Raw genomic sequence first — 24625 nt, 5'->3', positions numbered from 1 at the left:
CCGCGCGCTCCGCGTCAGTGAGCTCGATGTTGCTGGTGCGGGTATATGCATTGGGCATGAGGCATCTCCGAGGATGCCTCATCCCATGCAGTTTTCGTGCCTATGAATTAGCGGGACAGGACACTAGCCGGCTGTGCGCAGCTCGCGTCGCAGCGCGTCCTTCTGCGCGCGGCGGCGTGCGCCGGCGGAGGGCCGGTGCGCGCCCGCCTTGCGCTGGGCGGCCGGGGCCACCAGCGGGTTGCGCGGGCGGGGCTGCGTGAGGCGCAGCTTGATCCTGCGGGCGGAATTCATGCGGTCCTCCGGGTGGGCAGGCGCAGCAGCCCGGTGGACAGCGCGGTGCCGGCCACGATGATCGCACCGCAGCCCAGCATGCGCAGCGTGAGCGGCTCGCCCAGCAGCAGCACGCCGTAGCCGACCGCGAACACCGGGATGACGAAGGTCGCGGCCAGCGCCTTGGCGGGCCCCGCCTTCTCGATCAGCCGGAAGTAGAGGATGTAGGCCACGCCGGTGCACAGCACGCCCAGCGCCGCCATGGCGGCCCAGGCGCGGGCGCCGGGTGCCTGGGCGGGCCAGAGCCAGAGCGCGGGCAGGGCCAGCCCCAGGGTCGCACCCAGCTGGCTGCCGGTGGCCGTGACCAGCGGCGGCAGCCCGTCCAGCCAGACCTTGGTGGCGTTGGCCGAGAAGCCGTAGCACAGCGTGGCGACCAGGCAGGCGCCCAGCGCCCAGGCCGGCGCCAGGCCGCCGGCGCCCGGCTTCAGGCCGGCCGAATCCCAGGCCAGCAGCGCGACCCCGGCGAAGCCGATCGCCAGTCCCAGCACCCGCGAGGCGGCCGGCCGGTCGCCCAGCCACAGCCAGGCCACCAGCGCGCCGAACAGCGGCACCGTGGCGTTGAGGATGGCCGAGAGCCCGGTGGTGATGCTGAGCACCGCGAAGGCGAAGCAGGCGAAGGGCAGGGCGGAGTTCAGCAGGCCCAGCAGCAGCACGCGCCGCCAATGGGCGCGCAGCACGCCCAGCTGGCCGCGCCAGCCCAGCAGCGGCAGCAGGAACAGGGTCGCGATGGCGGTGCGCAGGGCCGCGGCGGGCAGCGGCCCGAACTCGGAAGCGCCCATCTTGATGAAGAGGAAGGACGCGCCCCAGATCGCGGACAGCAGGAAGAACTCGGTGGCGACGGCGGCGCTCAAGCGGCGCCTTCCAGGCGCAGCAGGGCGTCCTTGCGTTCCAGGCCGCCGGCGTAGCCGGTCAGCGAGCCGTCCTTGCCCAGCACGCGGTGGCAGGGCACGACCACGCTGACCGGGTTGCGGCCCACCGCGGCGCCCACGGCGCGCATGCCGCGCTCGCGGCCCAGCAGGCGGCCCAGCTCGCCGTAGGTGGTGGTGCGGCCGTGCGGCACGCCCAGCAGCGCGCGCCACACGCCCTGCTGGAAGCCGGTGCCGGCCGACAGGTCCAGCGGCAGGTCGAAGCCCGCGCGCCGTCCGGCGAAGTAATCCTGCAGCTGGGCCACAGCCTGGGTGAGCAGGGGGTGCGTGTCCTTCAGCGTCCAGCCGCGCGTGTCGGGCATGTGGCGCTGGCCCTCGAACCAGATGCCGGCGATGCCGCTGTCGCTGGCGGCCAGCAGCATGGGGCCCAGCGGGCCCTCCCAGCGCAGGGTGTGCAGGGCTTGCGTGAATTTCATGGTGTGTCTCGCTCTCTCTGTGTCGGTGTCAGCCCAGGCCGGCCCAGGCGCGGATCACGGCGTAGCTGCGCCAGGGCCGCCAGGCCTGGGAGGCGGCCTCGGCGGCCCGTGCCGGGTTCTTCTCGCCCGCCACGCCCAGCGCCTTGTGCAGCGCGACGTCGCCGGCGGGGAAGGCATCGGGCCAGCGCAGCGCGCGCATGGCGGTGTACTGCGCGGTCCAGTCGCCCACGCCGGGCAGCGCGCGCAGCGCCTGCAGCGTGGGCTGCAGCTCGGCGCCCAGGTGCAGCGCGAGCCGGCCTTCGGCCACCTCCCGCGCGAGCGCCAAGATGGCGGCCTGGCGCTGGCGCACGATGCCCAGCGCGCCCAGCGCGTCACCGCTGGCCCCGGCCAGCGCCTGCGCGCTCGGGAAGCAGCGCGTGAGCAGCGGATCGGGCGTGTCCACGGCCTCGCCGAAGCGCTCCACCAGGCGGCGGGCGAAGGTGCGCGCGGCCGCCACCGTGACCTGCTGGCCCAGGATGGCGCGCACCGCCAGCTCGAAGCCGCAGAAGCTGCCGGGCACGCGCAGGCCGTCGCCCTGCGGGAAGCGCGCGTGCAGCACCGCGGCGATGGCGGCGGGGTCGGCGTCCAGGTCCAGTGCGGCCCGCGTGCGGCGGATGACGCGGGGCAAGACCTCGCGCAGCGAATCGCTCACCAGCAGGCGCAGCCCGGTGGCGCCGGGTTCGAATTCGACCGCCACCCAGCCGGTGTGGCGGCGTCCGCCCGATTCCAGCGCGAGGGTGCGCGCCATGCGCCCCGCCTCGGGCTGCACGTGCTCCACGCCGGGCAGCGCGCGGGTGGCGAAGAAGCCCAGCAGTGCCTGCACGTCGCAGGGCGGGCGCAGGCCCAGCCGCACCGTGAGCCCGCTGGCGGCGCCGGCCGCCCCCTCGCGCCGCAGCCGCGTCGGCGAGAGCCGGTAATGCGCGGCGAAGGCGGCGTTGAAGCGGCGCAGGCTGGCGAAGCCGGCCAGCCGGGCCACCTGGGCCACCGGCAGCGCGGTGTCGGCCAGCAGCTGCTTGGCGGCCAGCAGGCGCCGCGTCTGCAGCGCCTGCACCGGCGAGACCCCGAACTCGGCCTCGAAGAGGCGGCGCAGGTGGCGGTCGCTCACGCCCAGGCGGGCCGCCAGCCGGGCCGGGCCCGGCGGGCCGTCGGGCCAGGCCTCGGGCTCGTCCAGCAGGGCCAGGGCCTGCTGCGCCAGCATGGCGCCCGCGTCCTGCAGGCTCCAGCGCGGCGCGCGTGGCGCGATTTCGGGCCGGCAGCGCAGGCAGGGCCGGAAGCCGGCCAGCTCGGCCTGGGCCGCGTGGGCGAAGAAGCGGCAGTTCTCGCGCCGCGGGGTGCGCACCCGGCAGACCGGGCGGCAGTAGATGCCGGTGCTGGTGACGCCGGTGAAGAAGAGCCCGTCGAAGCGCGCGTCCTTCGCCTTCAGGGCGAGGTAGCAGGCGTCGGGGGCGAGCGGCGTGTCCATGGGCCCATGATAGCCAGCGGCCGGCCGCGCACTGGCCGTTTCCGGACATGGTCTTCGTGCCCTGCCGTGCGCCCCGCCCACGGCCCTTTCAGGCCGGCCCGGGCCGGCCCGGTGCCCGCTAGAATGCCCTTTTACCCGCACCCACCAGCCCATCCATGCAGTTGTCACCCTCGATCTTCAAGGCCTACGACATCCGCGGCGTCGTGCCGTCCACGCTCAACGAGGAAGTCGCCCATGCGCTGGGCTTTGCCTTCGGCATGGCGGCACGCGCCGAAGGGCAGGCGGCCGTGGCGGTCGGGCGCGACGGCCGCATGAGCGGGCCCCAGCTGTCGGCGGCGCTGGTGCGCGGCCTGACCGAGGCCGGCGTGGACGTCTTCGACATCGGCATGGCCACCACGCCCATGCTCTACTTCGCGACCGCCACGCTGTGCAGCAGCGGCATCCAGGTCACCGGCAGCCACAACCCCAAGGACTACAACGGCTTCAAGATGGTGCTGGCCGGCCGCGCCATCTACGGCGACGAGATCCAGGGCCTGCGCCGCGCGATGGAGAACCCGCCCGCCGCGCCCGCCGGCACCCGGCCCGGCAGCGTGCGCAACGTGAACCTCTTCGCGCCCTACCGCGACCGCATCGTGCAGGACGCGCGCCTGGCGCGGCCCATGAAGATCGTGGTCGATTCCGGCAACGGCATCGCCGGCGCCTCGGCCCCGGCCATCCTGCGTGCCCTGGGCTGCGAGGTGGTCGAGCTCTTCAGCGAGGTCGACGGCAATTTCCCCAACCACCACCCCGACCCGAGCAAGCCGGAGAACCTGCGCGACCTGGTGCGCGCGATCGGCGAGCACGGCGCCGAGCTGGGCCTGGCCTTCGACGGCGACGGCGACCGGCTGGGCATCGTCACGCGGGGCGGCAACACCATCTACCCGGACCGCCAGATGATGCTGTTCGCCCGCGACGTGCTCTCGCGCGTGCCGGGCGGCACCATCCTGTTCGACGTCAAGTGCACGCAGCGCCTGGCCCCCGCGATCCGCGAGGCGGGCGGCAAGCCCATGATGTACAAGACCGGCCACTCGCTGATCAAGGCGAAGATGAAGGAGGTCGATTCGCCCCTGGGCGGCGAGATGAGCGGCCACATCTTCTTCAAGGAGCGCTGGTACGGCTTCGACGATGGCACCTACGCCGCCGCGCGCCTGCTGGAGATCCTCTCGCGCAGCCCCGACCCCAGCGCCGTGCTGGACGGCCTGCCCACCAGCTTCTCCACCCCCGAGCTGAACGTGCGCTGCGCCGAGGGCGAGCCGCATGCCCTGGTGGAGCGGCTGGTGAAGGCCGCCGCCTTCCCGGCGCCCGCGGAAGTCAACACCATCGACGGCGTGCGCGTGGACTGGCCGGACGGCTTCGGCCTGATCCGCGCCTCCAACACCACGCCGGTGCTGGTGCTGCGCTTCGAGGGCCACACCGAGGACGCGCTGCACCGCATCGAGCGCGACATGCTGGCGCTGCTGCGCCAGGTCAAGCCCGACGCCGCCATCGAGCAGGCCGCGCACTGAGCGCTGCGGGGTGGGCGCCACGGCGGGCCAGGCCGTGGCAGGCGGGCACAATGGCGGGCTGATGCGCACCCGCCACCGTCCCTTCCGCCCACCGTGCAGGTCCTGATCGTCAAGCTTTCCTCGCTGGGCGACGTGGTGCACGCCATGCCGGCCGTGCAGGACCTGCGGGCCGCGCTGCCCCAGGCCCGGATCGACTGGGTGGTGGAACGCGCGTTCGCGCCCCTGGTGGCACGCTGCGAGGGCGTGCAGGCGGTGATCGCCTGCGAGCTGCGGCGCTGGCGCAAGTCGCCCTTCGCCCGCGACACCCGCGAGGCGTGGCGCGTGTTCCGCCGCGGCCTGCGCGCCAGCCGCTACGACGCCATCCTGGACCTGCAGGGCCTGACCAAGTCGGCCCTGGTCGCGCGCGCGGCGCGGCTGGCGCCGGCCGGCCAGCGCTTCGCCCTGGGCAACCAGACCGAGGGCGCCGGCTGGGAGCTGCCGACCCGGCTGGTGGCCGACGTGGCCATCGCATTGCCGCCGCGCATCGACGCGGTGCTGCGCTCGCGCGAACTGTGCGCCCGGGCCCTGGGCTATGCGGTGCAGGGCCCGCCGCGCTTCGGCCTGCGCGCCGACACCCGGGACTTCGCGGACGAGCGCCACACCGTGTGCTTCGTGCACGGCACCTCCCGCGAGGACAAGTGCTGGCCCGAGCAGGACTGGGTGCTGCTGGGGCGCCGCCTGGCCGCGCAGGGCTTTCGCATCGGCCTGCCGCAGGGCAGCGCCGCCGAGCGCGCGCGCAGCGAACGGCTCGCCGCCGCCATCGGCCCGCAGGCCCGGGCCTGGGAGTCCATGGACCTGGGCCGGCTGACCGACCGGCTGGGTGCCTGCGCCGGCGTGATCGGGGTGGACAGCGGGCTTTCGCACATCGCGGTGGCCCTGGACCGCCCGCACGTGCAGATCTACAACTTCGACACGGCCTGGCGCACCGGCCCGCTGCACGGCGGCCGGCAGAAGGCCGTGTTCGCGCGGCCGCAGCCCACGCTGGAGGCGGTGTGGCGCGCCTGGCAGGACGTCGCGCCTGCGGAACCCCGGCCGTGATCCGGGGCCTGTACTCGCTGGCGACCCTGGCCGCGCAGCCGCTGCTGCGGCGCAAGCTGCGCCGGCGGGGCGTCGCCGAGCCCGGCTACCTGGAACACGTGGAGGAGCGCTTCGGCCGCTACGAACGCGCGGCGCAGCCCGGGGCGCTCTGGATCCACGCGGTTTCGCTGGGCGAGTCCCGGGCGGCCGCCATCCTGGTGCAGGCGCTGCGCGTGCGCGAGCCTGGGCTGCGCATCCTGCTCACCCATGGCACCGCGACCGGCCGGGCCGAAGGCCGGCGCCTGCTGCGCGAGGGCGACGCCCAGGCCTGGCTGCCCTGGGACACGCCGCAGGCGGTGCGCCGCTTCCTCGCGCACTTCCGGCCGCGCGCCGGGGTGCTGATGGAAACCGAGGTCTGGCCCAACCTGGTGGCCGCCTGCCGCCGCGCCGGCGTGCCGCTGGTGCTGGCGAATGCGCGCCTGAACGCGAAATCGCTGGCGCAGGCCCGCCGCCTGGGCGCGCTGGCCCGGCCCGCGTATGGCGCCTTGTCGGCGGCCTGGGCCCAGACCGAGGGCGATGCGCAGCGCCTGCGCCTGCTGGGGGCGCCCGTGGCCGGCGTCTTCGGCAACCTGAAATTCGACGCCACCCCCGACGCGGCCCAACTGGCGCAGGGCCGGGCCTGGCGTGCGGGCTGCAGCCGGCCGGTGGTGATGTTCGCCAGCTCGCGCGAGGGCGAGGAGGCGGCCTTCCTGCGCGCCATCGCCCCGGTGCGCGACGCGGCCCAGTGGCTGCTGGTGCCGCGCCACCCGCAGCGCTTCGAGGCGGTGGCGGCGCTGGTGGCCGCAGCCGGCTTCAGCCTGGAGCGGCGCAGCGAATGGGCGGGCGCCCCCGCCGCCGGGCCGCTCTGGCTGGGGGATTCGGTGGGCGAGATGGCCCTGTACTACGGCCTGGCCCACGTGGCGCTGCTGGGCGGCAGCTTCGAGCCCCTGGGCGGGCAGAACCTGATCGAGGCGGCGGCCTGTGGCTGCCCGGTGGTGATGGGGCCGCACACCTTCAATTTCTCGGACGCGGCGGCCACGGCCCAGGCCGCCGGCGCCGCCTCGCGGGCCCCCGACCTGGCGGCTGCGGTGCAGCGGGCCCTGGCCCTGGCGGCCGACCCCCCGGCGCTGGCCGCCGCCCAGGACGCGGCCCTGGCCTTCGCCGCCGCGCACCGGGGCGCCGCCGCCCGCACGGCCCAGGCGCTGCTGGCCCTGGCGCCGGGCTGAACCGCGTGAATGCTGCGCCGTCCTGTGGCGCGGCACGCACGGATTCCCGGGCTTAAGAAAACGCCTGCCTGCGCGGGGTGCTTTTGTCAGTCATTGGTCAGCATGGTAATAAGATAGTGTGAATGTCACCGATGAGCGGGGCAATCCGCCCGAGCCCGGGGGCATGAGCAAAACCCGCAAGGAGGGGGATGTGTCGATGAAACGTCAACTGCAGCAGGGCTTCACCCTGATCGAATTGATGATCGTGGTGGCGATCATCGGTATCCTGGCCGCCGTGGCACTGCCCGCGTACCAGGACTACACCAAGCGCGCCAAGATGTCGGAAGTCGTGCTGGCGGCCTCGGCCTGCCGCACCACCATCACCGAGGTGTACCAGTCCGGTTCCTCCACGCCCGCGGCCGACAACTGGGGCTGCGAGTCCACCAACCAGGCTTCCAAGTACGTCCTGAGCGTGCACACGGACATCAACGGCGTCGTCACCGTGGTCGCCACCGGCATCGATTCCACCAACATCGACGGCAAGGCCATCCAGCTGGTCCCGTATTCCAGCAGCTCGGCGACCGCCTCCTCGTCCACCGACATGGGCAAGGCGATCTACAAGTGGGTCTGCGGTCCTGCCGCGTCCAACCCCATTCCCGCCAAGTACCTGCCCGGCTCCTGCCGCGGCTGATCTCGGGATGAGCAAGAAGGGCGGCGCGAGCCGCCCTTTTTTTTGGCCTGAGGGGATGGCCTGAGGGGATGGCCTGAGGGGATGGCCTGAGGGGATGGCCTGTGGCGTTGGCCTGAAGGGACGACCAGTTGCCGTTCTCCGTGCGAGCAGGGTTCGAGCCGGGCAGCTGCCCCGGCTGACCGCAGGCCGCGGCCGGCCTCAGGGCTTGGCGGCGGGCGAGATACGCTGGCTCAGCTGTGCCAGGTCGTCCGGTGCCAGCGTGCCATTGGCCTGCTTGAGGCGCAGCTGGCCCAGCAGCACGTTGTAGCGGGCCTGGGCCAGGTCGCGCTTGGTCTGGTAGAGCTGGCTCTGGGCGTTCAGCACGTCGATGTTGATGCGCACGCCCACCTGGTAGCCCAGCTGGTTGGCTTCCAGCGCGCTCTGGCTGGAGGCCTCGGCCGCTTCCAGGGCCTTCACCTGGCCCTGGCCCGAGACCAGGCCCAGGTAGGCGCTGCGCGTGGCCTGGGCCACGGTGCGGCGCGCGTTGTCCAGGTCGGCCTGGGCCTTTTCCTCGAGGGAGAGGGTCTGGCGCACGCGGTTCTGCGTGGCGAAGCCGGCGAACAGCGGCAGGTTGAACTGCAGGCCGATGGTGCTGGTGTCGTTGCGGGTGGAACCGCCGATGGTGGTGCTGCCGTCCGGGTAGCGGTTGGCCGACCAGCTCGCGACCAGGTCCAGCGTGGGCTTGTGGCCGGCACGCGCCTTCTCGGTCTCCAGCTGCGCGATCTCCAGGCCCAGGCGGGCCTGCTGCACGCTGGGGCTGGCCGTCTCCGACTGCGTCACCCAGGCCTCCACGTCGGCCGGCTGCGGGCCCGGCAGCGCCGTGGTGGCCACGGGCACGGGCTGGGCGTTGCTGCGGCCGGTGACCGAGTCCAGCGCCAGCTTCTTCACGCGCAGGTCGTTCTCGGCGGCGATCTCCTGGGCCACGACCAGGTCGAAGCGGGCCTGGGCCTCGCGCGTGTCGGTGATGGTCGCGGTGCCGACCTCGAAGTTGCGCTTGGCCGAGGCGAGCTGCTCGCTGGTGGCGGCTTTCTGGGCGCGCACGAAGGTGAGGGTGTCCTGGGCCGCCAGCACGTCGAAGTAGGCCTGGCTGACCCGCACGATCAGGTCCTGCGTGGCGGCCGTGAGCTGGGATTGCGCCACTTCCGCCTGGCGCTCGCCCTGGCGGTAGGCCGCGAGGTTGGCCGGGCGGTACAGCGGCTGCACCGCCGACAGCGTCGCGTTCTGGCTGGTGATGCCGCGCTTGATGTCCGGCGTGACGTTGGTGAACTGCGAGCGCGACGCCCCCGCCGAGAGCCCGGCGCTGGGCAGCAGCCCGGCGCGGGCCTGCTCGGCCCCGTACACGTTGGCGTCGTACTGCGCCTTGGCCGATTGCCAGGCCGCGTCGTAGCCGCGCGCCGATTCGTACAGTTCCAGCAGGCTCTGTGCGTGGGCGCTGCCCGCCAGCAGGGCGGCGGCCAGGGCCAGGGGCAGCAGGCGCACGGGCCTTCGCGTCGGTGTCATGGGCGTCCTCTCGTGGATGGCGGTGGGCGGCGGGCTCAGTACCGGGGCACGGCCGGGTCCCGCTCGTGCGACCACAGGTCGATGCCGCCGGCGATGTTGACCACGTCCGCGAAGCCCTGGGCTTCCAGGAACTGGGCAACGCGCTGGCTGCGCGTGCCGTGGTGGCACAGGCAGGCGACGGGACGGGCGGGGTCCAGCTCCCCGAGCCGGGCCGGCAGCTGGTTCATCGGGATGTGCACCAGTTCGAAGCCCTGGGGCGTCACGGCGGCCACCCGCAGTTCCACGGGCTCGCGCACGTCCAGCACCACGGGCAGGGGCCCGCCGGCGGTGTGCTGCTGCAGCCAGTCGGCCAGGGCGGCGGGGCGGACCTGGTCGACCATCAGAACGAGAAGCGCGAGGGCTCGGGGAAGTGCAGCAGGCGCGGCGCGTTCACGTCCCAGGGCTGGGCCGTGGTGAAGCTGCCTTCGCCGGTGCGGGTGATGAAGGTGGCGCGCATGATGGGTTCGCTGCCGGTGACGGTGCCCAGGATGCCACCCACCTTGAGCTGCGCGAGCAGCGCGTGCGGCACTTCGGCCACCGAGCCGGACAGCAGGATGGCGTCGAAGGGGCCTTCGGCCGGCAGGCCGGCGCTGCCATCGGCCTCGCGCACGTCCACGTTGCCGATGCCGGCGCGCTGCAGGTTGGCGCGGGCCATGGCGACCAGCCTGGGGTTGATCTCCAGCGAAACCACGCGCGCGGCGCGCTGGGAGAGCAGGGCGGCCATGTAGCCCGAGCCGGTGCCCACTTCCAGCACCTTCTCGTGCCCCTTGAGCTTCAGGTCCTGCAGCAGGCGGGCCTCGACCTTGGGCTCCAGCATGCATTCGCCGTTGTGGTCGGACTCGGCGCTGCCGCCCAGCAGCGGGATCTGCATGTCGACGAAGGCCAGGGCCTTGTGCGCCAGCGGCACGAAGTCTTCCCGGTGCAGGCGCCCGAGCAGGGCCAGCACGTCCAGGTCGAGCACGTCCCAGGGGCGGATCTGCTGCTCGATCATGTTGAAACGGGCGCGTTCGAGGTCTAGGGGTGCGTTCATGGCGGTGTTCAGGCGGACGGAATCAGGACAAACCATCCATTTTAGAGGCCGGCTGGGCTTGCGCCCCGCCCCCGGCGGCGGCGTCCGCGGACGAGCCGGCGGCCGGCGCCGCCGGCCTGCGCCGGGCGCGCAGCCAAGTGGCCAGGTCGTCCAGGTAGCAGTAGACCACCGGCACCACGACCAGGGTCAGCAGCGAGGAGGTGATGACCCCGCCGATCACGGCCTGGCCCATGGGGGCGCGCTGCTCGGAGCCCTCGGTCAGCGCGAAGGCCAGCGGCACCATGCCGAAGACCATGGCCAGCGTGGTCATGAGGATGGGGCGCAGCCGGACCCGGGCCGCGTGCAGCAGCGCCTCGGCGCGGTCCATGCCTTCCTCGCGCATGCGGATCGCGAAGTCCACCAGCAGGATGGCGTTCTTGGTCACCAGGCCCATGAGCATCACGATGCCGATGACGGAGAACATGGAGATGGTGGAGCCGAACATCAGCAGCGCCAGCACCACGCCGATCAGCGTCAGGGGCAGCGAGGTCATGAGCGCCAGCGGCTGCAGGAAGCTCCTGAACTGGCTGGCCAGGATCATGTAGATGAAGATGATCGCCATGGCCAGGGCCGAGACCGCATAGCCGAAGGACTCGGCCATGTTCTTGGTCGAGCCGCTGAACTGGTAGCTGTAGCCGGGCGGCAGCGCGATGCCGTCCATGGCACGGCGGATGTCGGCCGACACCTCGCCCGCGCCCCGGTTGGACACGTTGGCGTTGATGGCGACCTCGCGCAGCAGGTCGCGCCGGTTGATCTGGTTCGGGCCGGTGGACTCGCGCACGCTGGCGACCTGGTTGAGCCGGATCACGCGCGAGCTGCCGTCGGGGTTGCTGCCGGTGGCGAAGGGCAGGCGGTCCAGGTCGGCGACGCTGTCGCGCGCGCCGGGCGCCAGGCGCACCACCACGTCGTAGGTCTGGTCGTCGGGGGCGCGCCAGTTGCCCACCGTGTCGCCGGCCAGCAGGGTGCGCAGCGGTGCGGCCAGCTGCGACAGCGACAGGCCGAGGTCGGACGCCGCTTCGCGCCGCAGGTCCACCTGCACCACCGGCTTGTCGGGCTTGACCGAGGAATCCAGGTCGACCAGCCCGGGGATGCCGCGCACCCGGTCCATGGCCAGGCGCGCCAGCCGCTCCAGCTCCTTCTGGTCCGGACCCAGCAGCGAGAACTCCACCTGCTTGTTGCCGCCCACCGCGTCCAGCAGGCCCACGTGCGTGACGGTGATGCCGGGCACGCGCGCCAGCCGGTCGCGCAGCACCTGGGACATCTGGTCCACGCTGATCTTGCGGTCCTTGCGGTCCACCAGGCGCACGTACAGCGAGGCGTAGGACTTGCCCAGCGCATTGCCGGTGTTGATGGTGGTCAGCGTGTAGCGCACCTCGGGAAATTCGCGCACGATGGCTTCCACCTGCCGCGCCTTGGCCTCCGTGGCCTCCAGCGAGGAGCCCATGGGGGTGTAGAAGTTGACGTTGGTCTCGGAGAAGTCGGCCTTGGGCACGAACTCGGTGCCCAGCAGCGGCACCAGCACGATGCTGAGCACGAAGATCGCGAGCGCCGCGAGCAGGGTCTTGATGCGGTGCTGCAGCGACCAGCGCAGGATGGCCTGGTAGAGCGCCGCGAGCGATTCGGTGCTGCGGTCGAACCAGCCGGTGACGCGCCCTATGGTGCGGTCGTAGAGCGTTCGCGGGGCGCCCGCCTGCGGCCGGCCGTGGTGTTCGATGGACGGGTCGTGCCAGACCGAGGACATCATCGGGTCCAGCGTGAAGCTCACGAACATGGAGATCATCACCGCGGCCACGATGGTCACGCCGAACTCGTGGAAGAACTTGCCGATGATGCCGCCCATGAAGCCGATCGGCAGGAACACCGCGACGATGGAGAAGGTGGTGGCCAGCACCGCCAGGCCGATCTCCTGCGTGCCTTCCATCGAGGCCTGGAAGGGCGACTTGCCCATCTGCACGTGGCGCACGATGTTCTCGCGCACCACGATCGCGTCGTCGATCAGCAGGCCCACGCACAGCGACAGCGCCATCAGCGTCACCATGTTGATGGTGAAGCCGAACGCGTACATGAAGAGGAAGGTGCCGATGATGGAGATCGGCAGCGTGAGGCCGGTGATGACCGTGGAGCGCCAGGAGTTCAGGAACAGGAAGACGATGAGCACCGTCAGCACCGCGCCCTCCACCAGGGTGCGGCGCACGTTTTCCACGCTGACGCGGATGGGCCGCGAGAGGTCGGCGACCGGTTCCAGGCGCACGCCGGGCGGCAGCTGCGCCTTCATCTCGGCCAGGGTGCGGTTCAGGCCGTCGACCACCTCGATGGTGTTCTCGTCCTGCGCCTTCTGCACCGTGAGCAGCAGGGTGCGCTGGCCGTTGTAGAGCGCCAGGCTGTCGATCTCCTCGGCGCCGTCCGAGACGCGGGCGACCTGGTCCAGCCGCACCGGGGCGCCGTTGCGGCGGCCCACGATCAGGCTGCCGAAATCCTCGGGCCGCTGGATGCGGGCGTCGATCTGCACCACGCGGTCCTGGGCGCGCGAGCGGATCGCGCCCAGGGGCAGGTCCTGGTTCTCGTTGCGCACCGCGCTGGAGACCTGGTCGGCGCCGATGCCGAAGGCTTCCATGGCCTGCGGATCCAGGTAGATGTCGATCTCGCGCTTGGTGCCGCCGACCAGCGAGACCGAGCCCACGCCGCGCACGTTCTCCAGCCGCTTCTTGAGCACCTGGTCGGCCCAGTTGGTGAGCTCCACGGCGCTGGGCACCTTGGGCTGCGTGCTGTCGGGCAGCACCGCGACCGACCACACGGCGCGGGCCGAGGGGTCGAAGCGCAGCACGCGCGGCTCCTTGACCTCGTCACGCAGGGTGGGGCGGATCGCCGCGACCTTCTCGCGCACGTCCTCGGCCGCCTTGCGGCCGTCCACGTAGAGCTGGAACTCCAGGATGACGATGGACTGGCCCTCGTAGCTGCGCGAGGTGAGGGCGTTGATGCCGGCGATCGAGTTGACGCCTTCCTCGATCTTCTTGCTGACCTCGCTCTCCACGATCTCGGGCGAGGCGCCGGGGTAGTCGGTCTGGATCACCACCACCGGGAAGTCGATGTTGGGGAACTGGTCGACCTGCAGGCGCTGGTAGGAAAACAGGCCCAGCACGACGATGGCCAGCATGACCATGGTCGCGAACACCGGGTTCTTCAGGCTGACACGGGTGAACCACATGCGCGGATGTCCTCAGCTGCGGCTCAGGGCGCGGTGGGCCGGGTGAACTTCACCACCGTGCCCTCGCGCAGCGGGCCCACGGCCCCGGCGATCACCACGGTGCCCGCGGCCAGCCCGGGAACGGCGACCACGGTCTCGCCGCCGGCGTCGCCGCGGGCGCCGGGCTGCACCGTCCTGTGCACGACCTTGCCGTCCTCCACCACCTGCACGTAGGGGCTGGGCTTGTCGGTGCGCACCGCCGTGAGCGGCACCGCCAGGGCCTTCATCTCGGCCGTGCCCAGGGTGCCCTGGGCGAACAGGCCCTGGCGCAGCCCGGCGGGCTCGTCCACCGCGAGGTAGGCGAGCACGCTGCGGCTGCCGGCCTGCGCGCTCGGGTTGATGCGTGCCACGTGCGCCGTCACCGGCCGGGTGCTGCCTTCCACCTGCAGGCTGGCCTGCTGGCCCACGCGCAGCGCGAGCGAATCGCTGGCCGCCAGCGTGGCCTCGATCTCCAGGTGCGAGAGGTCCACGATGTCCAGCACCTTGCCGTCCACGGCGACGCGCTCGCCGGGCTGGGCGTAGCGCTGCGCCACCTGGCCGCCGATGGGCGCGCGCAGCACGGTGTCGTCCAGCGCCTTTCGCGCCACGTCCACCGCGGCCAGTGCGGCGCGGTGCGTCGCCTGGGCGCCGGCCAGCGTGCTCAGCGAGGTGTCCAGCGCGGTCTTGGAGATGAAGCCCTGGTCGACCAGGGCCTTGTTGTTGTCGAACTGCCGCTGGGCGATCTCGACCTGGGCCTTGGCCGAATCGGCCTGCTGCTGGGCCTGGGCCACGCGGGCCTGGTATTCGGTGGCGTCCACGTGCGCCAGCACCTGGCCGGCGCGCACGCTGTCGCCTTCGCGCACCGTGAGGCCCTGCAGCTCGCCAGCCACGCGGGCCTTGACGGTGGCGGCGTTCACCGCCTTGAGCGAGCCCGACACCGGCAGGCCCTGGGTGAAGCTGCGCTCCTGCACGCGCAGCACGTCGGTGGGCGCGAGTTCGACCACCGACTGGGCCTTGGCCGCGGTGGCCTGGGCCAGGGCCGCCTGCTGGGCCCGCCGGGCCGACAGGGCCCGCATCACGCCGGCGCCGATCAGCACCAGCACCAGCAGGGCGATGCCCCAGCGCATCAGGGATTGGCGGCTCATGCGGCGTCCTTGCGCACGCACAGGCCCGACAGCAGCAGGTCGACCTGGGCACGGATGTAGGACTGCGGGTCCACGGAGAAGCTGTCGGGCGAGCAGGCGCCCAGCGAGTGTTTCATCATGATCAGGAACATCATGGGGGCGATCAGCGCGAAGACCGCGTGATCGATGTCGGGGATGCGGAATTCGCCCCGGTCCACCCCGCGCTGGAGCACGCGGCGTATGAGCTGGCGGCCGGGCACCTCCACCTCCTCATGGTAGAAGCGCGCCAGGTCGGGAAAGTTGCGCGCTTCGCTGATGATGAGCTTGATGATGCCGGAGGCGGGGGTGCTGCCCACGCGCGCCCACCAGGTGTCCAGGCAGTAGTGCAGCATGGCGGCGGAGTCGCCGGTGAAAGTCTCGAAGGCCTCGTTCCATTCCCGGAAGCGCCCGGAGATGTTCTCGCGCACCACGGCCTTGAACAGCTCTTCCTTGGAGGGGAAATACAGGAACAGGGTGCCTTTGGACACCCCGGCATGGGCGGCCACCTCTTCCGCGCGGGTGGCGGCGAAGCCCTTCTCGACGAAGAGTTCCAGCGCCGCGTCCAGCAGCTCGCCGGGGCGCGCCTCCTTGCGGCGCTCGCGCTTGTGGGCCTCCACCAGCTTGGCAATGGGGCACATGGTCGATTCAGGATCCCAGTTAATGACTGACTGGTTAGTAATGTAGTCCTGGCCTGCCGTGGCGTCAATCGCGGCAGCCCCGGCGAAGACGCCCGCCCGGGGCTACATTGGAAGGCAGGCGGGCCCGTGCGGCGGGCCGGCAAGGGCCAACACGAGGAATTCCATGAGCGCGAGCGAAACCATCGTCCTGGGCGGCGGCTGCTTCTGGTGCACCGAGGCGGTGTACGTGAAAGTGCGCGGCGTCACCGACGTCGAATCCGGCTACTGCAACGGCCATGTGCAGCGGCCCAGCTACGAGCAGGTCTGCAGCGGGGACACCGGCCATGTGGAGGTGGTGAAGCTGGAATTCGACCCGGCCCAGGTGAGCCTGCGGCAGATCCTGGAGATCTTCTTCACCATCCACGACCCGAACACGCTGAACCGCCAGGGCAACGACGTGGGCACCCAGTACCGCAGCGGCATCTACACCACCAGCGCGCAGCAGCAGCAGGCGGCGCAGGACTTCATCGCCGAGCTGGCCCGCGAGGACGCCTTCGGCCGCCCCATCGTGACCGAGGTGCAGCCCCTGGCCAACTACTGGCCGGCCGAGGAGTACCACCAGGACTTCTTCGAAAAAAACCCCTACCAGGGCTACTGCATGGCGGTGGCTGCGCCCAAGGTGGCGAAGTTCCGCAAGACCTTCAAGGAACTCTCGAGGGACTGAAGGTCAGCGCGAGCGCCAGCCCGCAGGCCGCCAGTACGCAGACCATGATCGCGCCCGAGGGCAGGTCGAACAGGGCCGACAGCAGCAGGCCCAGCGCGTAGCCGACGGCGCCCAGCAGGTAGGCGGCCACCAGCCGGCGCCGCCCGGTCCAGGCGCGGGTGGCCAGCGCCGGGATGATCAGGCTGGAGAAGACCAGGTACACGCCCACCAGCTGCACGCTGGCCGTCACGGCGACCGCGAACAGGCCGTAGAAGCCGAAGCGCCCCAGCCGGCGGTTCCAGCCCAGGGCCAGCGCCAGGCCGATGACCGCGGAGACCGCGGCCAGCGCCGTGAGCTGCGCCGGCGAGACCCACAGGATCTGGCCCACCAGCAGGTCCTTCAGGTGCTCACCGCCGTGCGGGTTGCCGCTCAGCAGCAGGATGCCGACGCAGGAGGCGAGCACGAACAGCACGCCGATCAGCGCCTCCTGCTGCTCGGCCGCGCGGCGCTCGGTCCAGGTCAGCAGCAGCGCGCCCAGCAGGGCGGCCGCGACGGCCGCCACCTGGGTCCAGAGGCCGCCGTCGGGCAGGCCCAGCGATTCGGCCAGGATCACGCCCAGCCCGGCGATCTGGGCGATGGCCAGGTCGATGAAGACGATGCCGCGGTCCAGCACCTCGCGGCCCAGAGGCACGTGGGTGGCCAGCACCAGCAGGCCGGCCAGGAAGGCCGGGCCCAGGATGCCGATGTCGATGGCGGACAGGTTCATTTCGCGCCCGCGCCCGCGAGCAGCCGCGCCACGGTGTCGTCGAACAGGCCGTACAGGTCACCGGCCTTGTCGCTGCCGCCCACGGTGAAGGGGATGTTCACGACCGCGATGCCGGCGTTGCGCCCCATCCACTCCGAGGGCCGCGCGTCCTGGTAGGCGGCGTGCAGCACCATCTTCGCCGGCGTTGCCTTCAGCGTGGCCAGCACCTCCTGCAGGTGGGCGGCGCTGGGCTCCACGCCCGGCTTGGGCTCCAGCACGGCGACCTCCTTCAGGCCCAGCCAGTCGTACAGGTAGGCGAAGCCCTTGTGCTGCGACACCACCGTGAGCCCCTTGAGCGGCGCGGCCTGCGCCGTCCATTTCGCGATCGCCTGCTGCCACCGCGCCGAGAAGGCCTCGGTGCGCTGGCGGTAGTCCGCGGCGTGCGCCGGGTCCACCTGCGCCAGCCGCGCGCCCAGCGCCACCGCCACGCGGGCGATGTTGCGCGGGTCGGTCTGGATGTGCGGGTTGCCGGCCGCGTGCACGTCGCCGTCCGCGCGGTCCAGGCGGGACGGCACCTCCAGCATGCGCACGTTGGGCGCCGCCTCGAAGTTGCCCGGCTGGCCGGGCTGCACGCGCGGGTTGCCCGATTGCTGCAGCAGCATCGGCAGCCAGCCGACTTCCAGCTCGGCCCCGGTGCACACCACCATGTCGGCGTTGCGCACGCGGGCGATCAGGCTGGGCTTGGCCTGGATCTGGTGCGGGTCCTGCAGGGCGGTGGTCGCGCTCGCGACGTCCACCAGCGGGCCGCCCAGCTGCTGCGTGAGCGCCGCCCATTCGGGTTCGCAGGCCAGCACCTTGAGGGCGGCATGGGCGGGCAGGGCGAGGGCCGACAGGGCGAGCGCGCCGGCCGTCGCCAGAGAGCGCCAGAGATTCTGTTTCATGGAAAGGGTCCTTCGGGCGTTCAATAACTGTGGGCGCCGTGCGCGCCCAGGCTCATCTGGTACTGCAGGAACCACTGGCCGTCGGCCGGGCCCGGCCGGGCGCGGTCGCGCGCGTACTGCAGGCGGATGCGCGAGAACTCGCTCGGGCTCCAGTCCAGCATCAGGCTGTCGCGGCGCGGGCGCCAGGGCTCCGCCCCGAACAGCGGCGTGCCGCTGCCGCCATCGACGCGTGCAGCGTCCATCCAGTCGCCGCGCAGGCCGACCCGCCAGTGCGGCATGAACTGGTAGACCGCCTGCAGGTAGCCGCCCGACTGCGCCAGGCGCCAGGGCCCGGTGTCGGCCGAGGCGGAGTCCGCCAGGCTGCCTTCGCGCGTGCTGCGCAGCCATTCGCCCTGCAGCTTGAAGTTGGTCCGGGTGGCGTTGCCGCCCGGCGCCCACTTCCAGACCGCGTCGGCCACGTAGACCCGGGTGCGGCCGCTGAAGCTGCGTTCCGTGGTGCCGCCCGCCAGGTCGGTGCCGTCCAGCAACTGGTCCTGCGCATGGGCCTGCAGCACCGAGAGGCCGGCGCGCCAGCTGCTGCTGTCGCCGATGTCGCCGCCTGCGTGCAAGGCCAGGGCCGCCATGCCGGCGCCGTTGCGCGAAGCGCCGCTGCCGGGGAAGTCCAGCCCGCGGCCCAGTTCGCCCCGCAGCTCGATGAAGGTGTCCGTGGGCGCGAGCCAGGCCAGCTGCACGCCGTCGTCGCCGTACTGGCCGCCCAGGAAGGCCTGGTAGGCCAGCGGCGTGTCGACGAAGTCCCAGGTGTGGGCGTGCTGCGAATTGAGGTAGCCGATCGAGGAGAAGAAGCGTCCGGCCTTGAGGGTCAGGCCCTCGCCGATGGCGCCTGTCTGCACGTAGGCCTCCTCGACGGAGACGGTGTTGTCGGGGTGCAGCGAGATGTTGGCCGCGCCGCTGAACCAGGGGTCGATGTTGGCGGCCAGGCCCAGCTCGGATTCGCTGAGGCTGAAGCCCCGGCTGCCGGGCCCCACGTCGCTGCCGGGCGGCAGCGGCTGCCCGCCCACGTGCCAGCCGGCCGGGTCGCGGCTGGTGCGGGTGGCCAGGCCGGAGAGGATCAGCGAGAGCGCCGGGTTGAAGCCGGTGCCGCTGGCGGGGCCGCCGGCCGGTCCGGCGGCGACCGGGACGGGGCTGGGCGCGGCCGGGAGCGGGGCCGGCGCGACGGCGGCCGCGGGTGCGGCGCGGGCCGCCTCGGCCGCGCGCAGGCGGTCTTCCAGGGTCTTGAGGCGCGCCTCGTACTGGCTGCGCAGGCTGTCGACCTCCTGCCGCAGGGCCTTCAGGTCGGCGGCTTCGTCCGCGTGGGCCAGCCACGGCAGGGAAGCCAGCGCCAGCGCGAGGCTGGCGCGGAAAACGGGGTTCGTCACGGAACCTCCTTCAACGATGAAACAAAACCAGGAAACGTGGACGGCGGGCCGTCCGGCGGGACCGGGGGTGTCAGGCCGAAGGGGGCGCGCGGGAGCGGAAGACGGCGTCGAAGCGCGGCGCCGCGGTGGGCCCGGGCTGGAAGTCGGGCAGGGCGTGGGGCAGGGGCGCCAGCGCCAGCGCCGGCGGCGTGGCGGCGGCACCGCCACTGCCCAGGGCGGCCGCCGCCAGGCAGACCTCGCAGGTGACGGCCTGCGCCTTGGCCTTGGTGGCCGCGGCGGGCTGCGCCAGGTGGCCCAGCTCGTGCGCAGCGGCCGCCAGCTGCGCGAAAGGCAGCAGCAGTGCGAACCAGAGCAGCCAGGCGAGGCGCTTGCGCGAGGTCATGGGAGCCGGATCTTAGCAAGCGCGGGCTGCGCCGGATCAGGCAGGGCGGGGCGCGCTCAGGGCGCCAGCCGCTCGCGCCGCCAGGCATCGCCCTCGCGGGCGTAGCGCAGGCGGTCGTGCAGGCGGCTCTTGCGGCCCTGCCAGAACTCCCAACGCTCCGGCACCAGGCGGAAGCCCCCCCAGTGCGGCGGCCGGGGCGGGTTGAGCATGAATTGCGCGCTGTACCTGGCGGCGTTCGCCACCAGCACGCCCCGGCCGCTGATCACCTGGCTCTGCGGGCTGGCCCAGGCGCCTATGCGCGAATCGAGCGGGCGCGAGGCGAAGTAGGCATCGCTCTCGGCCGCGCTGGTCTTCTCGACCCGGCCCTCGATGCGCACCACCCGTTCCAGCTCGACCCAGTGGAACTGCAGCGCGGCGAAGGGGTTGCCCGCCAGTTCCTGGCCCTTGCGGCTGTCATAGTTGGTGTACCAGACGATGCCGCGCTCGTCGAAGCCCTTGATCAGCACCACCCGGGTGCTGGGCCGCAGGTCGCTGCCCACGGTGGCCACGGTCATGGCGTTCGGCTCCGGCAACTCGGCGGCGATGGCCTCGTCCAACCACTGGGCGAACTGCTTCATGGGGTCGGCCGCCGAGGCCTCCTCGCTCAGTTCGGCCTTTTCGTAGCTCTTGCGCAGGTCGGCCAGCGGCCGGGAAACGGGGGCGGTCATGCGCGGATTGTTGCACCGCCGGGAAAGCCTTGATCTGTCTCAAATTGAGGATGGTTTGCGAATTTCCGGGTTATTCCTCTGCGGTTGTAGCGCCAGCACAATAGGCTTCAGCCCCGTACCCATCTCTTAACCTAGGAGTCTCAGCCATGGAAAGCCTGGACCTGCGCGTCCTCAACGACGCGCTCGAGTGGCGCCGCGCCGGCCATGCGGTCACGCTGGTGACGGTGGTCGAGACCTGGGGCAGCGCGCCGCGCCCGCCCGGGGCCCTGCTGGCCGTGCGCGACGACGGCGTGGTCAGCGGCTCGGTCTCCGGCGGCTGCGTGGAGGACGACCTGATCGCCCGCGTCAAGGCCGGCGAGCGCACCGGCCTGCCGGCCATGATCGCCTACGGCGTCACCAAGGAGGAGGCCGCCCGCTTCGGCCTGCCCTGCGGCGGCACGCTGCGCCTGGTGCAGGAGCCGCTGGCCGACATCGCCTGGGTCGAGCAGGTGCTGGCGCGCACCGCCGCGCACGAACTGGTGGCGCGCACCCTGGTGCTGGCCACCGGCGAGGTGACGCTCACCGGCGCCTCGCGCGACGACGTGATGAAGTTCGACGGCTCGCGCCTCACCACCCTGTTCGGTCCGCGCTGGCGCCTGCTGCTGATCGGCGCCGGCCAGCTCTCGCAGGCCGTCGCCCAGGTCGCGGCGCTGCTCGATTTCGAGGTGCTGGTCTGCGACCCGCGCGAGGAATACGCCAGCACGCTGGCCTGGACCGGCGCCACCCACGTGCCCGGCATGCCCGACGACGTGGTGCGCGAGATGAAGCCCGACGCGCACACCGCCATCGTCGCGCTCACGCACGACCCCAAGCTGGACGACATGGCCCTGATCGAGGCCTTGCGCTCGCAGGCCTTCTACGTGGGCGCGCTGGGTTCCTCGCGCAACCAGGCGGCGCGCAAGCAGCGCCTGGCCGAGCATTTCGACCTGACCGAGGCCGAACTCGACCGCCTGCACGGGCCGGTGGGCCTGAAGCTGGGCGCCAAGACGCCGGCCGAGATCGCGGTGTCCATCGCCGCGCAGATCGTGGAGCGCAAGAACGCTGTCAGCGCGGGCGCACCGGTGGCCGCCGGCTGCGCGGTGTGAGCGGCCCGGTCGTCCTGCTGCTGGCCTCGGGACGGGGCGAGCGCTTCACGGCCTCCGGCGGCCAGGGGTCCAAGCTGCGGGCGCCGCTCGCGGGCCGGCCGGTGCTCGAGTGGACCCGCGCGGCCGCGCAGGCCAGCGGCCTGGCGGTGCACGTGGAGGACGCGGGCCACCCGGGCATGGGCGACTCCATCGCCGCCGCCGCCCGCGCCGTGCCGGATGCCGATGCCTGGCTGGTGCTGCCCGGCGACCTGCCCCTGGTCCGCCCCGACACGCTGCGCGCCGTGGCGCAGGCCGTGGGCGCGGGCGAGATCGTGGTGCCCAGCTTCGGCGGCGAACGCGGCCACCCGGTGGCCTTCGGCCGGGAGTTCGGCGCCCAGCTGCGGGCGCTCACCGGCGCGCAGGGCGCCGCCGCCATCGTGAAGGCCGCGACGCAGGCGGGCCGCGTGCGCGTCCTGCCGCTGGACGACCGCGGCATCGTCACCGACATCGACACCGTGGCCGACCTGCAGGCCGCCGAGCGGTTGCTGCTCAGCGCTCCATCAGCTTGACCAGGCGCTCCAGCCCGCGGTCGCGGATGTTGTGGCGGCGCAGCTCTTCCAGGGTCAGGCGCGCGTAGTCCCAGGTGGTGCCGTAGCGGCCGCTGGCCTCGCTGAAGATGCGCCGGTATTCCTCCTCGCTGAGCACGCCGGTGTGGTTGGGGCTCTTGCGCGAGAGGGTGAAGGCCAGCGCGCGCACCGGGCCCTGCTGGGTGTCGCAGCGCAGCCAGCGCGGGTCGTAGACGGCGGTGATCATCTCGCGCTCCCACAGCCGCGCCAGCACCTCGCGCCCCTGGGCCTGGGGGATGCGGAAGACCATGCCCTGGCAGCAGCCGCCGGTCAGCAGCCCGAAGACCAGCCCAGGCCGCTCCGGCGTGCCGCGGTTGATGCGGCTCCACATCTTCAGGGCGCGGTGCCAGCCGTGCACGCGGGCCGGGCGCCGCTCGGCGAAGTCGAAGTCGGGCCGCCAGATGAGCGAGCCATAGCCGAACACCCAGAGGTCGTCGTGGCCCCACTCGACCAGGGTGCGCTCCAGCATGGCGGCTGGGTCTCGCTGCGGCTTCAGGCTCTCCAACATCGCTGCAAACTGTAGCGCAGGGATGGGCCACCGCGGCGATGTCCTTGAAGTAGCATGGGCCGCATGAAGCTGCATCCCACCGTCGCGGCTGTCACCCGCCGCATCCGCGACCGAAGCGCCGCCTCCCGCGCCGCCTACCTCGAACTCGTGCGCAGCATGGCCGCCCGCGACCGCGGCGCCGACCGGCTGGGCTGTGCCAACGTGGCCCATGCCTTCGCGGCCCTGCCCGGCGACCAGCGCCTGCGCATCGTGGCCGATCGGGCGCCCAACATCGGCATCGTGAGCGCCTACAACGACATGCTCTCGGCGCACGCGCCCTATGCCGGGTATCCGGCCCTGATCAAGGACGAGGCGCTGCGCCAGGGCGCGACGGCCCAGGTGGCCGGGGGCGTTCCGGCCATGTGCGACGGCGTCACCCAGGGCACGCCGGCCATGGAGCTGAGCCTGTTCTCGCGCGACACCATCGCGATGGCGACGGCGGTCTCGCTCAGCCATGACGTCTTCGACGCCGCGCTGCTGCTGGGCATCTGCGACAAGATCGTGCCCGGCCTGCTGATCGGCGCGCTGCATTTCGGCCACCTGCCGGTGGTGTTCGTGCCGGGCGGGCCCATGAGCAGCGGCCTGTCCAACACCGAGAAGTCGAAGGTGCGCGAACGGGCGGCGCTGGGCCAGGTCGGCCGGGCCGAGTTGCTGACCGCCGAGCAGGCGGCCTACCACGGCCAGGGCACCTGCACCTTCTACGGCACGGCCAACAGCAACCAGATGCTGATGGAGGCCATGGGCCTGCACGTGCCCGGCGCCGCCTTCATCCACCCCGCGACGGGGCTGCGCGAGCAACTGACGCGCGAGGCGGTGCGCGAGGTCCTGGCCATCGGCGCCCGCGGCCGCTTCACGCCCATCGGCGAGCTGGTGGACGAGCGCGCCATCGTGAACGCGATGGCGGCGCTGCTGGCCACCGGCGGCTCGACCAATCACCTGATCCACTGGGTGGCGGTGGCGCGTTCGGCCGGCCTGGTGATCGACTGGGACGACTTCGCCCAGCTGTCGGCGGTGGTGCCGCTGCTGGCGCGCGTGTACCCGAACGGCAGCGCCGACGTGAACGAGTTCCAGGCCGCGGGCGGTCCGGGCTACGTGATCCGGGAGTTGCTGGACGCCGGGCTGATGCACGAGGACGTGCGGACCGTGCACGAGGGCGGGCTGCGCGCCTACACCCGCGTGCCGATCGACGAGGCGGGCCGGCTGGCGTGGCGCGACACCGGCGCCAGCGGCGATGAGGCGGTGCTGCGGCCGGCGCAGTCGCCCTTCAGCGCCACCGGCGGGCTGAAGCTGCTGCAGGGCAACCTGGGCCGCGCGGTGATCAAGGTGTCCTCGGTGCCCGAGGACCGCCACGTGATCGAGGCCCCGGCGCGCATCTTCGATTCGCAGGAAGACTTGCAACGCGCCTTCGCCGCCGGCGAGATGGACAGCGACATGGTGTGCGTGGTGCGCTGGCAGGGCCCGAAGGCCAACGGCATGCCCGAGCTGCACAAGCTCACCCCGCCGCTGGCGGTGCTGCAGGGCCGCGGCCTGCGGGTGGCCCTGGTCACCGACGGGCGCATGAGCGGCGCCTCTGGCAAGGTTCCCGCGGCGATCCACGTGACTCCCGAGGCGGCGGCCGGCGGCCCGCTGGCGCGCCTGCGCGACGGCGACCTGGTGCGCGTGGACGCCGATGCGGGCCGCCTGGAGGCGCTGGTGCCCGAGGCCGAGTGGGCCGCGCGCGAAGTGCTGCCCATGCCGGACGCCGTGCGGCTGGCCTCCTCGCGCGGCATGGGTCGGGAGCTGTTCGCCAACTTCAGGCGGAATGCGGGGTCGGCGGAGGAGGGGGCGTGTACCTGGGGCGGCGAGGGCTAGGTTTTTCTTACCGTCGCGTTCAGCGCCCAGCCTTCATGCTGGTTCCGGAGGTGGCCTGTCATGCACTCTGGACGGAGAGTTCGCGTTCGCCTTGCCGGCCTTGGCTGGCGTCGCGCTTCTCTCATCGACCTCGCGCTCGCCCCGCTGGCCGGCCTGTGACGGGGGCTCATACTGCCGCGGTCCGCTGCGCGGACTCCGCTGGAATTTGCGGCCTGGGGCCGGCACGGCGCAACTCGCTACGCGCTGG

Annotated in this window: 24 protein-coding genes; 8 read left to right on the top strand and 16 right to left on the bottom strand. The window is 72.4% G+C overall.

Annotated elements, in window-relative coordinates; genetic code table 11:
• Positions 1 to 123: 123 nt before the first annotated feature.
• The 4 genes from IM725_RS14285 to IM725_RS14270 are packed head-to-tail and all read right to left on the bottom strand — an operon-like array spanning position 124 to position 3173.
• A complete protein-coding gene (locus IM725_RS14285; RefSeq protein ID WP_193781307.1) occupies positions 124 to 291 on the bottom strand; it encodes a hypothetical protein in 168 nt (55 codons plus the stop codon).
• A complete protein-coding gene (locus IM725_RS14280) occupies positions 288 to 1181 on the bottom strand; it encodes a DMT family transporter (protein ID WP_227753818.1) in 894 nt (297 codons plus the stop codon). The genes IM725_RS14285 and IM725_RS14280 overlap by 4 nt, the downstream gene beginning before the upstream one ends.
• Entirely contained in the window at positions 1178 to 1672 is a 495-nt protein-coding gene (locus tag IM725_RS14275; protein WP_193781306.1) for a methylated-DNA--[protein]-cysteine S-methyltransferase, read from the bottom strand. The genes IM725_RS14280 and IM725_RS14275 overlap by 4 nt, the downstream gene beginning before the upstream one ends.
• A gap of 28 nt (positions 1673 to 1700) precedes the next feature.
• Positions 1701 to 3173, bottom strand: coding sequence for a DNA-3-methyladenine glycosylase 2 family protein (locus IM725_RS14270; protein WP_193781305.1), 1473 nt, complete (start codon positions 3171 to 3173; stop codon positions 1701 to 1703).
• A gap of 155 nt (positions 3174 to 3328) precedes the next feature.
• Between IM725_RS14270 and IM725_RS14265 the strand changes: the two genes are divergently transcribed.
• The 4 genes from IM725_RS14265 to IM725_RS14250 all read left to right on the top strand — a co-directional run bounded on the left by IM725_RS14265 (position 3329) and on the right by IM725_RS14250 (position 7708).
• Positions 3329 to 4717, top strand: coding sequence for a phosphomannomutase/phosphoglucomutase (locus tag IM725_RS14265; protein WP_193781304.1), 1389 nt, complete (start codon positions 3329 to 3331; stop codon positions 4715 to 4717).
• A gap of 93 nt (positions 4718 to 4810) precedes the next feature.
• Complete coding sequence (waaC, locus tag IM725_RS14260) at positions 4811 to 5794, top strand: lipopolysaccharide heptosyltransferase I (protein ID WP_193781303.1); 984 nt, start codon at positions 4811 to 4813, stop codon at positions 5792 to 5794.
• Complete coding sequence (locus tag IM725_RS14255) at positions 5791 to 7038, top strand: 3-deoxy-D-manno-octulosonic acid transferase (protein ID WP_193781302.1); 1248 nt, start codon at positions 5791 to 5793, stop codon at positions 7036 to 7038. Before waaC ends, IM725_RS14255 begins: the two co-directional genes overlap by 4 nt.
• A 196-nt stretch (positions 7039 to 7234) precedes the next feature.
• Positions 7235 to 7708 (top strand): pilin, encoded by a 474-nt coding sequence (locus IM725_RS14250; RefSeq protein ID WP_193781301.1) that lies wholly within the window; start codon positions 7235 to 7237, stop codon positions 7706 to 7708.
• Positions 7709 to 7906: 198 nt separating this feature from the next.
• Here the strand turns inward: IM725_RS14250 and IM725_RS14245 are convergent, their stop codons facing one another.
• The 6 genes from IM725_RS14245 to IM725_RS14220 are packed head-to-tail and all read right to left on the bottom strand — an operon-like array spanning position 7907 to position 15379.
• Positions 7907 to 9247: a TolC family outer membrane protein gene (locus IM725_RS14245; RefSeq protein ID WP_193781300.1), complete on the bottom strand. Its 1341-nt coding sequence runs from the start codon at positions 9245 to 9247 to the stop codon at positions 7907 to 7909.
• A 35-nt stretch (positions 9248 to 9282) separates the two neighbouring features.
• Positions 9283 to 9627: a rhodanese-like domain-containing protein gene (locus IM725_RS14240; RefSeq protein ID WP_193781299.1), complete on the bottom strand. Its 345-nt coding sequence runs from the start codon at positions 9625 to 9627 to the stop codon at positions 9283 to 9285.
• Entirely contained in the window at positions 9627 to 10316 is a 690-nt protein-coding gene (locus tag IM725_RS14235) for a protein-L-isoaspartate O-methyltransferase family protein (protein ID WP_193781298.1), read from the bottom strand. The genes IM725_RS14240 and IM725_RS14235 overlap by 1 nt, the downstream gene beginning before the upstream one ends.
• Positions 10317 to 10338: 22 nt before the next feature.
• On the bottom strand, positions 10339 to 13560 hold the full coding sequence (locus IM725_RS14230) for an efflux RND transporter permease subunit (protein WP_193781297.1): 3222 nt from the start codon (positions 13558 to 13560) through the stop codon (positions 10339 to 10341).
• 23 nt (positions 13561 to 13583) lie between these two features.
• The gene (locus IM725_RS14225) at positions 13584 to 14723 is read right to left on the bottom strand and encodes an efflux RND transporter periplasmic adaptor subunit (protein ID WP_193781296.1); all 1140 of its coding nucleotides are present in this window, start codon (positions 14721 to 14723) and stop codon (positions 13584 to 13586) included.
• On the bottom strand, positions 14720 to 15379 hold the full coding sequence (locus IM725_RS14220) for a TetR/AcrR family transcriptional regulator (RefSeq protein WP_193781295.1): 660 nt from the start codon (positions 15377 to 15379) through the stop codon (positions 14720 to 14722). Before IM725_RS14220 ends, IM725_RS14225 begins: the two co-directional genes overlap by 4 nt.
• A 163-nt stretch (positions 15380 to 15542) precedes the next feature.
• Between IM725_RS14220 and msrA the strand changes: the two genes are divergently transcribed.
• Entirely contained in the window at positions 15543 to 16082 is a 540-nt protein-coding gene (gene msrA / locus IM725_RS14215; RefSeq protein WP_193781294.1) for a peptide-methionine (S)-S-oxide reductase MsrA, read from the top strand.
• On the opposite strand, the gene IM725_RS14210 is transcribed toward msrA, so the two are convergent.
• From IM725_RS14210 to pdxH, 5 genes are all read right to left on the bottom strand, one after another.
• Positions 16060 to 16827 carry a metal ABC transporter permease gene (locus tag IM725_RS14210; RefSeq protein ID WP_193781293.1) on the bottom strand — a complete coding sequence of 256 codons (768 nt, stop codon included), beginning with the start codon at positions 16825 to 16827 and terminating at the stop codon, positions 16060 to 16062. The genes msrA and IM725_RS14210 overlap by 23 nt on opposite strands.
• On the bottom strand, positions 16824 to 17747 hold the full coding sequence (locus tag IM725_RS14205) for a metal ABC transporter substrate-binding protein (RefSeq protein WP_193781292.1): 924 nt from the start codon (positions 17745 to 17747) through the stop codon (positions 16824 to 16826). The genes IM725_RS14210 and IM725_RS14205 overlap by 4 nt, the downstream gene beginning before the upstream one ends.
• Positions 17748 to 17767: 20 nt before the next feature.
• Positions 17768 to 19162, bottom strand: coding sequence for a porin family protein (locus tag IM725_RS14200; protein WP_193781291.1), 1395 nt, complete (start codon positions 19160 to 19162; stop codon positions 17768 to 17770).
• Positions 19163 to 19232: 70 nt separating this feature from the next.
• Positions 19233 to 19544 carry a hypothetical protein gene (locus IM725_RS14195; protein ID WP_193781290.1) on the bottom strand — a complete coding sequence of 104 codons (312 nt, stop codon included), beginning with the start codon at positions 19542 to 19544 and terminating at the stop codon, positions 19233 to 19235.
• 56 nt (positions 19545 to 19600) lie between these two features.
• Complete coding sequence (gene pdxH / locus IM725_RS14190) at positions 19601 to 20251, bottom strand: pyridoxamine 5'-phosphate oxidase (protein ID WP_193781289.1); 651 nt, start codon at positions 20249 to 20251, stop codon at positions 19601 to 19603.
• A 146-nt stretch (positions 20252 to 20397) separates the two neighbouring features.
• On the opposite strand from pdxH, the gene IM725_RS14185 reads away from it, so the two are divergent.
• On the top strand, positions 20398 to 21375 hold the full coding sequence (locus tag IM725_RS14185; protein WP_193781288.1) for an XdhC family protein: 978 nt from the start codon (positions 20398 to 20400) through the stop codon (positions 21373 to 21375).
• Complete coding sequence (locus IM725_RS14180) at positions 21372 to 21923, top strand: nucleotidyltransferase family protein (RefSeq protein WP_321576207.1); 552 nt, start codon at positions 21372 to 21374, stop codon at positions 21921 to 21923. Before IM725_RS14185 ends, IM725_RS14180 begins: the two co-directional genes overlap by 4 nt.
• On the opposite strand, the gene IM725_RS14175 is transcribed toward IM725_RS14180, so the two are convergent.
• Positions 21904 to 22449 carry a gamma-glutamylcyclotransferase gene (locus tag IM725_RS14175; protein ID WP_193781287.1) on the bottom strand — a complete coding sequence of 182 codons (546 nt, stop codon included), beginning with the start codon at positions 22447 to 22449 and terminating at the stop codon, positions 21904 to 21906. The genes IM725_RS14180 and IM725_RS14175 overlap by 20 nt on opposite strands.
• A gap of 102 nt (positions 22450 to 22551) precedes the next feature.
• Between IM725_RS14175 and edd the strand changes: the two genes are divergently transcribed.
• On the top strand, positions 22552 to 24378 hold the full coding sequence (gene edd / locus IM725_RS14170; protein WP_193781286.1) for a phosphogluconate dehydratase: 1827 nt from the start codon (positions 22552 to 22554) through the stop codon (positions 24376 to 24378).
• The last annotated feature ends 247 nt before the right edge of the window (positions 24379 to 24625 follow it).

This window comes from Ramlibacter aquaticus (genome assembly GCF_015159745.1).
GTDB lineage: Bacteria > Pseudomonadota > Gammaproteobacteria > Burkholderiales > Burkholderiaceae_C > Ramlibacter > Ramlibacter aquaticus.
The sequence above is the reverse complement of the archived record's forward strand: the minus strand, read 5'-3'. Positions and strand labels throughout refer to the sequence as shown.

Excerpts from the sequence above, each read along its gene's own strand:
- IM725_RS14285 (WP_193781307.1), bottom strand. The coding sequence starts at position 291 with ATGAATTCCGCCCGCAGGATCAAGCTGCGCCTCACGCAGCCCCGCCCG.
- IM725_RS14275 (WP_193781306.1), bottom strand. The coding sequence starts at position 1,672 with ATGAAATTCACGCAAGCCCTGCACACCCTGCGCTGGGAGGGCCCGCTG.
- IM725_RS14270 (WP_193781305.1), bottom strand. The coding sequence starts at position 3,173 with ATGGACACGCCGCTCGCCCCCGACGCCTGCTACCTCGCCCTGAAGGCG.
- IM725_RS14265 (WP_193781304.1), top strand. The coding sequence starts at position 3,329 with ATGCAGTTGTCACCCTCGATCTTCAAGGCCTACGACATCCGCGGCGTC.
- IM725_RS14250 (WP_193781301.1), top strand. The coding sequence starts at position 7,235 with ATGAAACGTCAACTGCAGCAGGGCTTCACCCTGATCGAATTGATGATC.
- IM725_RS14245 (WP_193781300.1), bottom strand. The coding sequence starts at position 9,247 with ATGACACCGACGCGAAGGCCCGTGCGCCTGCTGCCCCTGGCCCTGGCC.
- IM725_RS14240 (WP_193781299.1), bottom strand. The coding sequence starts at position 9,627 with ATGGTCGACCAGGTCCGCCCCGCCGCCCTGGCCGACTGGCTGCAGCAG.
- IM725_RS14235 (WP_193781298.1), bottom strand. The coding sequence starts at position 10,316 with ATGAACGCACCCCTAGACCTCGAACGCGCCCGTTTCAACATGATCGAG.
- IM725_RS14230 (WP_193781297.1), bottom strand. The coding sequence starts at position 13,560 with ATGTGGTTCACCCGTGTCAGCCTGAAGAACCCGGTGTTCGCGACCATG.
- IM725_RS14225 (WP_193781296.1), bottom strand. The coding sequence starts at position 14,723 with ATGAGCCGCCAATCCCTGATGCGCTGGGGCATCGCCCTGCTGGTGCTG.
- IM725_RS14220 (WP_193781295.1), bottom strand. The coding sequence starts at position 15,379 with ATGTGCCCCATTGCCAAGCTGGTGGAGGCCCACAAGCGCGAGCGCCGC.
- msrA (WP_193781294.1), top strand. The coding sequence starts at position 15,543 with ATGAGCGCGAGCGAAACCATCGTCCTGGGCGGCGGCTGCTTCTGGTGC.
- IM725_RS14210 (WP_193781293.1), bottom strand. The coding sequence starts at position 16,827 with ATGAACCTGTCCGCCATCGACATCGGCATCCTGGGCCCGGCCTTCCTG.
- IM725_RS14205 (WP_193781292.1), bottom strand. The coding sequence starts at position 17,747 with ATGAAACAGAATCTCTGGCGCTCTCTGGCGACGGCCGGCGCGCTCGCC.
- IM725_RS14195 (WP_193781290.1), bottom strand. The coding sequence starts at position 19,544 with ATGACCTCGCGCAAGCGCCTCGCCTGGCTGCTCTGGTTCGCACTGCTG.
- pdxH (WP_193781289.1), bottom strand. The coding sequence starts at position 20,251 with ATGACCGCCCCCGTTTCCCGGCCGCTGGCCGACCTGCGCAAGAGCTAC.
- IM725_RS14185 (WP_193781288.1), top strand. The coding sequence starts at position 20,398 with ATGGAAAGCCTGGACCTGCGCGTCCTCAACGACGCGCTCGAGTGGCGC.
- IM725_RS14175 (WP_193781287.1), bottom strand. The coding sequence starts at position 22,449 with ATGCTGGAGCGCACCCTGGTCGAGTGGGGCCACGACGACCTCTGGGTG.
- edd (WP_193781286.1), top strand. The coding sequence starts at position 22,552 with ATGAAGCTGCATCCCACCGTCGCGGCTGTCACCCGCCGCATCCGCGAC.